This window comes from Amycolatopsis sp. NPDC003731 (genome assembly GCF_053586895.1).
The window spans coordinates 61,288-68,101 of the sequence record NZ_JBSFNC010000043.1 but is presented as its reverse complement, the minus strand read 5'-3'; the positions used below and the strand labels follow the sequence as shown (position 1 = coordinate 68,101).

The following is a 6,814-nucleotide window of genomic DNA, read 5'->3' as shown; positions in this document are numbered from 1 at the left end:
TCGCAGATGCCGCCGGTGGCCGGCGGGGCGCTGTAACCGACTAATGGGCCCCAATGTGGCGTTGGTTGCGTCTGACGCACCGAACGCCACATTGGGGCGCTCGGGGCCGGGCGGGGCGAGGGGCTCCTCTAAGCCCCTTCGATCTGCGGCGGCTCGGCCCGCTTCGCCGGCTTCCGGTACACGACGACGCCGCCCCAGAACGCCAGGCCGTTGATCTTCACCGTCGGGGCCGTCGGCGGCGCGGGCGGTGCGCCCGACTTGTCCTCCAGCACGAAGCCGCCCATCAGGCCGAGGCCCGTGACGTCCACGTTGATGTCGTCCGGGACCGTGATCTGGATGCCGCCCATGATGGCCACCGCGGTGATCGTGCAGTGGCGGTCGGCGAAGCGGGCCTGGCGCAGGTCGATCTCCGCGCCGCCCCAGAACGCGAAGCTGTTGTGCTGCGGGGGCAGGACCCAGCTGCCCTTGCGGACCGCTCCCGACAGCACGCCGATCGACACCGGGCTGCCCGGGTGGCCGCCGATGCGCTGGTCCGGGAAGCCGAGCGCGCGCGTGGTCGCCGGCTCGATCGCCGCCGCCGACGACGGCAGGTCCGCCGTCACCGGCTTCAGCTCGCCCAGCGTTTTCGCCGCGTAGACCGTGGTGAGCCGCTCTTCCAGCTCGTTCACCGTGATCCGGCCCTCCGCGAGGGCGTTGTGCAGCACCTGCGCGACGCGTTCACGGTCCGCGTCGGAAGCCCGCATCTGGTCGGGCGTCAGTTCGCTCACCCGGCGCAGCTTATCGGCGAAAACCACCCTGCGTGTCCATCTTCTGGAGGACACTGTGCCGATGGTGGAATTCCCCGACGGCACCCGCGTGCAGGGGCGTGGCCTGGGCCGCCCCCGCCCCGACGGACCCCCGCCCGATTTCGGCCTCTACCTGGGGACGAGCCGGCTGCGGCGCAAGCACGGCGGGGGTATCAGCTGGCCGCACGAATGGGTCACCTGGCCGGACTTCCTGCTGCCCACCCGGCCCGCCGACGCCCGCGAAAAGATCAAGGCCCTCCACGAACGGGCGAAGACCGAAACCGTCGAAGTCGCCTGCTACGGCGGCGCCGGACGGACCGGCACGGTGATGGCTTGCCTGGCGATCCTCTCCGGCGTCCCCGTCGAAGAAGCCGTCGCGTGGACGAGGCAGCACTACCACGAGCGAGCCGTCGAAACGCCCTGGCAGCGCGGCTGGGTGAAGAGCTTCGCGAAACAGCTAGATTGACCCGCATGGATGTGCACGTCGTCGACCACCCCCTCGCGAAGGCCCGGCTCTCCACGATGCGCGACGCGCGCACCGACAGCGCCGCGTTCCGGGCCGCGCTGCACGAGCTGACCGTCATGCTGGTCTACGAAGCCACGCGCGGCGTGCCGGTGAAGATCGAGAAGATCCACACGCCGGTCGCCCGCACCGACGGCTACTCCCTCGCGAAGCCGCCGCTGCTGGTGCCGGTGCTGCGGGCCGGGCTGGGCATGGCCGACCAGGCGCACAAGCTGATCCCGGACGCGCAGATGGGCTTCGTCGGCCTGGCGCGCGACGAGGAGACGCTCAAGCCGACGCCGTACCTCGAATCGCTGCCGGAGTCGCTCGCCGACCGCCCGGTGCTGGTGCTCGACCCGATGCTCGCCACCGGCGGCTCGATGGAGTACACGATCCGCCTGCTCACCGACCGCGGCGCCGACGACGTCACGGCGATCTGCGCGCTGGCGGCCCCGGAAGGCCTGGCGCACCTGGAGAAGACGGGGCTGCCGGTCCGGGTCGTCACCGCGAGCATCGACGAGCGCCTCAACGACTCGGGCTTCATCGTCCCGGGCCTCGGCGACGCGGGCGACCGCCAGTACGGCGCCGTCTGAGCCGGTGCCGGTCCTGAAGTGGCGGTGGATCGCCGTGACCGCCGTCGCGGTCGCGGCCGTCACGGGGGCCCTGCTCTGGCTGTTCCTGGCCTGGTCGGGACGCCCCGAGGCCCCGGTCCGGATCGACGCGGTCAAGACGGCGTTCGGCATCGGCGCGGGCGCGGGCGGCGTGTTCGCGCTGTGGCTCGCGACGCGCCGCCAGCGCACGCTCGAACTCCAGCTGGCCGAGACGACCCGCGTCGCGTCCGTGACCGAACGGGACCTGGAGGAGCGCCGGGTCACCGAGCTGTACACGAAGGCCGTCGAGCAGATGGGCAGTGAGAAGGCCCCGGTGCGGCTCGGCGGGCTCTACGCGCTCGAGCGGCTCGGGCAGGACAACCCGAAGCAGCGCCAGACCATCGTCAACGTGCTGTGTGCCTACCTCCGGATGCCGTTCAAGGGACCGGACCGGGGGCTTCGCGGCGCGGATCCGCAAGAGGGCGAGCGGGAGGCGGCTGACTACGACGCCGCCGAACTGCAGGTCAGACTCGCTGCGCAGGATATCGTCGATATCCATCTTCGCCACGGCGATGAGCGCTTCTGGCCAGGTATGTCTCTCAACCTGAAGCGCGCGACGTTGGTCGACTTCGAGCTGAACGGCGCTGAGATGGCTGCAGCCGACTTCAGTCACGCGCGCTTCCTGGGAGCTACTCACATCGACGCGAAGTTCACGGAAAAAGCTTGGTTTTTCGGCGCCGAGTTCATGTGGCTCGTGAACTTCCGCGACTCCTCGTTCCTTGCGGGGGCGGTGTTCTCGTGGGCGCGTTTCCGCGGAATTGCCCACTTCGCTGCGACTCGCTCAGCGGGAAGGATGCTGTTCTTCAAGGCCCGCTTCGATGACGAGGCCCGCTTCGACGGAGGCGAGCACGAGAACCTGGATCTGTCGGAGGCCCACCTCAGTCAAGACTGAGCCGGAAGCCGCACAACAATTCCGGTGTGGCCGGCCACTGAGGGGTGTGACCAGCCAAGCGACGGGGGCGCCGGTGGACGACCGCGCTCTGTGGGACCGGGCGGCCGAGGGTGACCAAGCGGCCTTCACCGAGCTCTTCGAGCGGCATGCCGAGGCCGTCTGGAACCACGCCTACCGGTTGACCGGCTCGTGGAGCGCCGCCGAGGACCTGACGTCGAACACCTTCCTGACCGCCTGGCGCCGCCGCGCCGACGTGACGCTGGTGCGCGACAGCGCGCTGCCGTGGCTCTACACCGTCGCCGGCAACGCGGCCCGCGACGAGCACCGCGGCGCGCGAAGGCGGCTGCGGCTGCTGCGGAAGATGCCGGACCCGCCGGTCGTGTCCGACCACGCCGACGCCGTCGCCGACCGGCTCGACGGCGAGCAGCGGCTGCGCGCGGTCGTCGAGGCCGTCCGGACGCTGCCGAAGGCGCAGCGCGAGGTCGTCGAGTTGTGCCTGCTCGGCGACCTGAGTGCCGGGGACGCGGCCGCGCTGCTGGCCGTCGCCGAGGTCACCGTCCGCGCCCACCTGTCCCGGGCCCGCGCCCGGCTGCGCACGCTGCTGGAGGAGAAATGAGCGACGACCTCGGCCTGCCGCTCCGGCGGAAGCTGCCGGACGACGTCCGCGCGCGGCTGCGGGAGGAAGTCCGCCGGGGGATGGGGAAGCGGCGTCCGGCCCGCGTCCGGTACGTCGCCGCCGCGGCGGCCGTCGTGGCGCTCGCCGCGGGGGCGGTCGTCGCGACGCAGGTGTTCCGGCACCAGCCCGTGGCCGAGCCCGGCCCGCCGCCGCCCCAGGACGTCTTCAACCCGCTCACCCTCGACGCGGCGGTGGCGACCTCCTCCCTGGACCGCTGCTGGGCCGCGGTGCAGGCGGCGGGCAAGACCGGCCGCGTGCCCCCGCGGCGGAACTGGGTCCCCGTGTTCACCGAGGTCTTCCAGACCGACTCGGTGGTCGCGGCGACCGCCGACGGCAAGCCGATGTTCTGCGAGACCACCGAGACGACGGTGACGTTGTCGGACCCGGCCGCCACCCCCGCCTTCACCCCGGGCACGCGCACGGGCCTCCTGCTCCACAGCGCGACCGGGATGGTCGGCGGGATCCTCGCCCCGGGCGGGGAAGGGAGCTACCTCGACGCGGAAACCGAGGGCGGGGAGAGCAGCATGTCGCGGATTTCGTTCTCCCCGGTCACCCGCCAGTTCACCGGCGTGACCCGGAGCGACCCGGCGCGGACGACGCTGTCCATCGGCAAGCCGATGGAACCGGCCGTGCGGCTGCCCGCGGCGCCCCCGCCCCTGCTCGCGGTCGTCGACCGGCCGGTGACCGCCGACCGGACGTCGGCGGCGGGCCGCGCGCTGGGCGACTGCCTGGCGGCGGCGGAGATGGAGGCGATCCCCGACCCCGCGGCGTACGAACCGGGGCCGCTGCTCGACTCGGACGGCTACCGGGTGGTCCTCGGCCGCCGCGGCGACCGGTTCGTGGTCTGCACCACCGAGCCGGACTACCGGCGGCCGGGGAAGTCGCGGGTCCGCGCCCTCCCCAGCGGCCCGTCACCGGAGAAACCGCCGGCGTTCCCCCTGATCGTGGACACCCTGGGCCGCGAAACGGGTGGTCCTCCGGCGACGGATCGCCGTCCGTTCGCCGCGGCGCTGCCCGCGACCGCGACGACGGCGGTCGTCGACTTCGGGAGCGAGGGGAGGATCGAGGCCCACGTGGTGGCCGGCATGGTCGTCGTGTGGGACCCCGAGAACTTCAAGGTCTCCCCGGAAACCAAGGTTCGCGTGACGGCGCGGGACGCGAAGGGCGCGGTCGTCTACGACGGCTCGGTGCCGGTGCTCTGAGGCCGCAGCCAGCCGGAGGCGTTCGCCCGGAGGGCGGCTTCGTAGGACGTCGTGACGTCGAACTCCTCCGGCAGGTTGCCGGCCAGTTCCAGGGACACCAGGCCGTGCACGATGGCCCAGCAGCCGACCGCGACCGTCTCGGGCGGGACGTCGAGGAAGACGCCGTCGGCAATCGCCCGGCGGATGATCCGCTCCAGGGGCTTGAGGGTTTCGCGGGCGAGCTTCTCGGCGTCTTCGTTCGGCTCGAACCCGGGCACCGACTTGGTGAACATGATCCCGTAGAGGTGCGGGTCGGCCAGGGCGCTCGTGCGGTAGGCGCTGCCGAGCGCGACGAGGTCCTCGACGGCGTCACCGGTCAGCGGCGTGCCGGCCATCCGGGCGCCGAAGCGGCGGAAGCCTTCGGTGTAGAGGGCGTTCACCAGGTCGGGTTTGCTGCCGAAGAGCGAGTACACGGCGGTGGTCGACGTCCCGGCGTCGGCGGCCAGCTTGCGCAGGGAAAGCGCCTTCGGCCCGTCGGCCGCGAGGAGCTCGCCGGCCCGGTCGAGCAGCTTGAGCCGGAGCGCTTCGTCGTGCGTGCGTGGTCGCGCCATGCACCGAGCGTATCGGAACAGTGTTATCGATGACCAGGGTGCGGATTTGACCTGGAGTGCACTCCAGGTCGTACTGTCGGGCCATGAGCTACTCGATAGCGGAAGCCGCGCGACGTAGCGGACTGTCCATCGACACCCTCCGGTACTACGAGCGCATCAAACTGCTCGACCCGCCCGCGCGGGACGCCGCGGGCCGCCGGGCCTATTCCGACGACGACCTCAACTGGCTCGGTTTCCTGACCAAGCTGCGCACCACCGGGATGCCCATCAAGAGCATGCGCGAGTACGCGTCGCTGCGCCGCCACGGCGTCGCGAGCGCGGGCCGCCGCAAGGCCCTGCTGGTCGAGCAGCGCCGGTCGGTCGCCGAGCGGATCGCCGAGCTGCAGGGCTGTCTCGACATCCTCGACTACAAGATCGAGAACTACGCCCAGGTCGAGCGCAACGTGCTCGGTGTGGAACCCGGTATGGAGGAGATTTCCGCGTGAAGAACAGGAAGCTGGGCGGCCTGGAAGTCGGCGCCCAGGGGCTCGGCTGCATGGGGATGAGCCAGGCCTACGGCGTCCGCGACAACGACGAGGAGTCGATCGCGACCATCCACCGGGCGCTCGAGCTCGGCGTGACGCTGCTGGACACCGCGAACGTCTACGCGAACGGCGCCAACGAGGAACTGGTCGGCCGCGCGATCGCCGGCCGCCGCGACGAGGTCGTGCTGGCGACGAAGTTCGGCATCGTGTGGAACGACGGCGCGATGGGCGCCCGCGGCGACGCTTCCTACGTGAAGCAGAGCTGTGACGAGTCCCTGCGCCGGCTCGGCGTCGACCACATCGACCTGTACTACCAGCACCGCGTCGACCCGGACACGCCGATCGAGGAGACGTGGGGCGCACTGGCGTCGCTGGTGGAAGCCGGAAAGATCCGCTACGCCGGGATTTCCGAGGCGAGCGCGGCGACGATCCGGGCCGCGCACGCGGTGCACCCGGTGACGGCGCTGCAGAGCGAGTGGTCGCTGTGGACCCGCGGGATCGAGGGCGAGGTCCTGGCCACGTGCCGCGAGCTCGGCATCGGAATCGTCCCGTTTTCGCCGCTGGGCCGCGGGTTCCTGACGGGCGCGGTGACGTCGGTGGCGGACCTGCCGGAGGACGACATGCGCCGCGGTCTGCCGCGCTTCGCCGAGGGCAACTTCGAGCGCAACATGGCGATCGTCGAGGCGCTGCGCAAGCTGGCTTCGGACAAGGGCGTCACGGCGGGGCAGCTGGCGCTGGCGTGGGTCCAGTCCCAGGGCGAGGACGTGGTGCCGATCCCGGGCACGAAGCGCCGCAAGTACCTCGAGGAGAACGTGGCGGCGGCATCCCTGGAGCTGACGGCGGACGACCTGGCGGCCATCGCGGCCGCCGCCCCGGCCGACGCGATCGCGGGGGAGCGCTACCCGGAACGCCTGGCTCGCGCCGCCGGGAAGTAACTTACGGCTTCTGAGGCTTTTCTGAGATCTCCGGAGCAGGCTCGGCGCCGATCATGCG

At 71.6% G+C, this 6,814-nt stretch carries 9 protein-coding genes; 7 read left to right on the top strand and 2 right to left on the bottom strand.

Features of this window, described 5'->3' with window-relative positions:
* Window positions 1–128 precede the first annotated feature (128 nt).
* On the bottom strand, window positions 129–743 hold the full coding sequence (locus ACWDN5_RS20015; RefSeq protein ID WP_449677352.1) for a DUF1707 SHOCT-like domain-containing protein: 615 nt from the start codon (window positions 741–743) through the stop codon (window positions 129–131).
* Window positions 744–828: 85 nt separating this feature from the next.
* Between ACWDN5_RS20015 and ACWDN5_RS20010 the strand changes: the two genes are divergently transcribed.
* The 5 genes from ACWDN5_RS20010 to ACWDN5_RS19990 are packed head-to-tail and all read left to right on the top strand — an operon-like array spanning window position 829 to window position 4,707.
* Window positions 829–1,251: a protein-tyrosine phosphatase family protein gene (locus ACWDN5_RS20010; RefSeq protein ID WP_449677348.1), complete on the top strand. Its 423-nt coding sequence runs from the start codon at window positions 829–831 to the stop codon at window positions 1,249–1,251.
* A 5-nt stretch (window positions 1,252–1,256) separates the two neighbouring features.
* Window positions 1,257–1,880, top strand: coding sequence for a uracil phosphoribosyltransferase (gene upp, locus ACWDN5_RS20005; protein WP_310971076.1), 624 nt, complete (start codon window positions 1,257–1,259; stop codon window positions 1,878–1,880).
* Window positions 1,881–1,914: 34 nt separating this feature from the next.
* The gene (locus ACWDN5_RS20000) at window positions 1,915–2,829 is read left to right on the top strand and encodes a pentapeptide repeat-containing protein (RefSeq protein WP_449677347.1); all 915 of its coding nucleotides are present in this window, start codon (window positions 1,915–1,917) and stop codon (window positions 2,827–2,829) included.
* 46 nt (window positions 2,830–2,875) lie between these two features.
* Window positions 2,876–3,445 carry an RNA polymerase sigma factor gene (locus tag ACWDN5_RS19995; protein ID WP_396136911.1) on the top strand — a complete coding sequence of 190 codons (570 nt, stop codon included), beginning with the start codon at window positions 2,876–2,878 and terminating at the stop codon, window positions 3,443–3,445.
* Window positions 3,442–4,707, top strand: coding sequence for a hypothetical protein (locus ACWDN5_RS19990; RefSeq protein ID WP_449677346.1), 1,266 nt, complete (start codon window positions 3,442–3,444; stop codon window positions 4,705–4,707). Before ACWDN5_RS19995 ends, ACWDN5_RS19990 begins: the two co-directional genes overlap by 4 nt.
* On the opposite strand, the gene ACWDN5_RS19985 is transcribed toward ACWDN5_RS19990, so the two are convergent.
* Window positions 4,680–5,297 carry a TetR/AcrR family transcriptional regulator gene (locus tag ACWDN5_RS19985; RefSeq protein ID WP_449677345.1) on the bottom strand — a complete coding sequence of 206 codons (618 nt, stop codon included), beginning with the start codon at window positions 5,295–5,297 and terminating at the stop codon, window positions 4,680–4,682. The two genes, ACWDN5_RS19990 and ACWDN5_RS19985, sit on opposite strands and share 28 nt — an antisense overlap.
* 83 nt (window positions 5,298–5,380) lie before the next feature.
* Here ACWDN5_RS19985 and ACWDN5_RS19980 point away from each other — a divergent pair, with 83 nt between their 5' ends.
* Window positions 5,381–5,782, top strand: coding sequence for a MerR family transcriptional regulator (locus tag ACWDN5_RS19980; protein ID WP_310971071.1), 402 nt, complete (start codon window positions 5,381–5,383; stop codon window positions 5,780–5,782).
* A gap of 50 nt (window positions 5,783–5,832) precedes the next feature.
* Window positions 5,833–6,756 carry an aldo/keto reductase gene (locus tag ACWDN5_RS19975; protein ID WP_449677351.1) on the top strand — a complete coding sequence of 308 codons (924 nt, stop codon included), beginning with the start codon at window positions 5,833–5,835 and terminating at the stop codon, window positions 6,754–6,756.
* The last annotated feature ends 58 nt before the right edge of the window (window positions 6,757–6,814 follow it).

What these genes read in the sequence shown, in the direction of transcription:
- ACWDN5_RS19975 (WP_449677351.1), top strand. Translation starts at nt 5,833, where the DNA reads ATGGGGATGAGCCAGGCCTACGGCGTCCGCGACAACGACGAGGAGTCG.
- ACWDN5_RS20010 (WP_449677348.1), top strand. Translation starts at nt 829, where the DNA reads ATGGTGGAATTCCCCGACGGCACCCGCGTGCAGGGGCGTGGCCTGGGC.
- upp (WP_310971076.1), top strand. Translation starts at nt 1,257, where the DNA reads ATGGATGTGCACGTCGTCGACCACCCCCTCGCGAAGGCCCGGCTCTCC.
- ACWDN5_RS19985 (WP_449677345.1), bottom strand. Translation starts at nt 5,297, where the DNA reads ATGGCGCGACCACGCACGCACGACGAAGCGCTCCGGCTCAAGCTGCTC.
- ACWDN5_RS19980 (WP_310971071.1), top strand. Translation starts at nt 5,381, where the DNA reads ATGAGCTACTCGATAGCGGAAGCCGCGCGACGTAGCGGACTGTCCATC.
- ACWDN5_RS19990 (WP_449677346.1), top strand. Translation starts at nt 3,442, where the DNA reads ATGAGCGACGACCTCGGCCTGCCGCTCCGGCGGAAGCTGCCGGACGAC.
- ACWDN5_RS20015 (WP_449677352.1), bottom strand. Translation starts at nt 743, where the DNA reads ATGCGGGCTTCCGACGCGGACCGTGAACGCGTCGCGCAGGTGCTGCAC.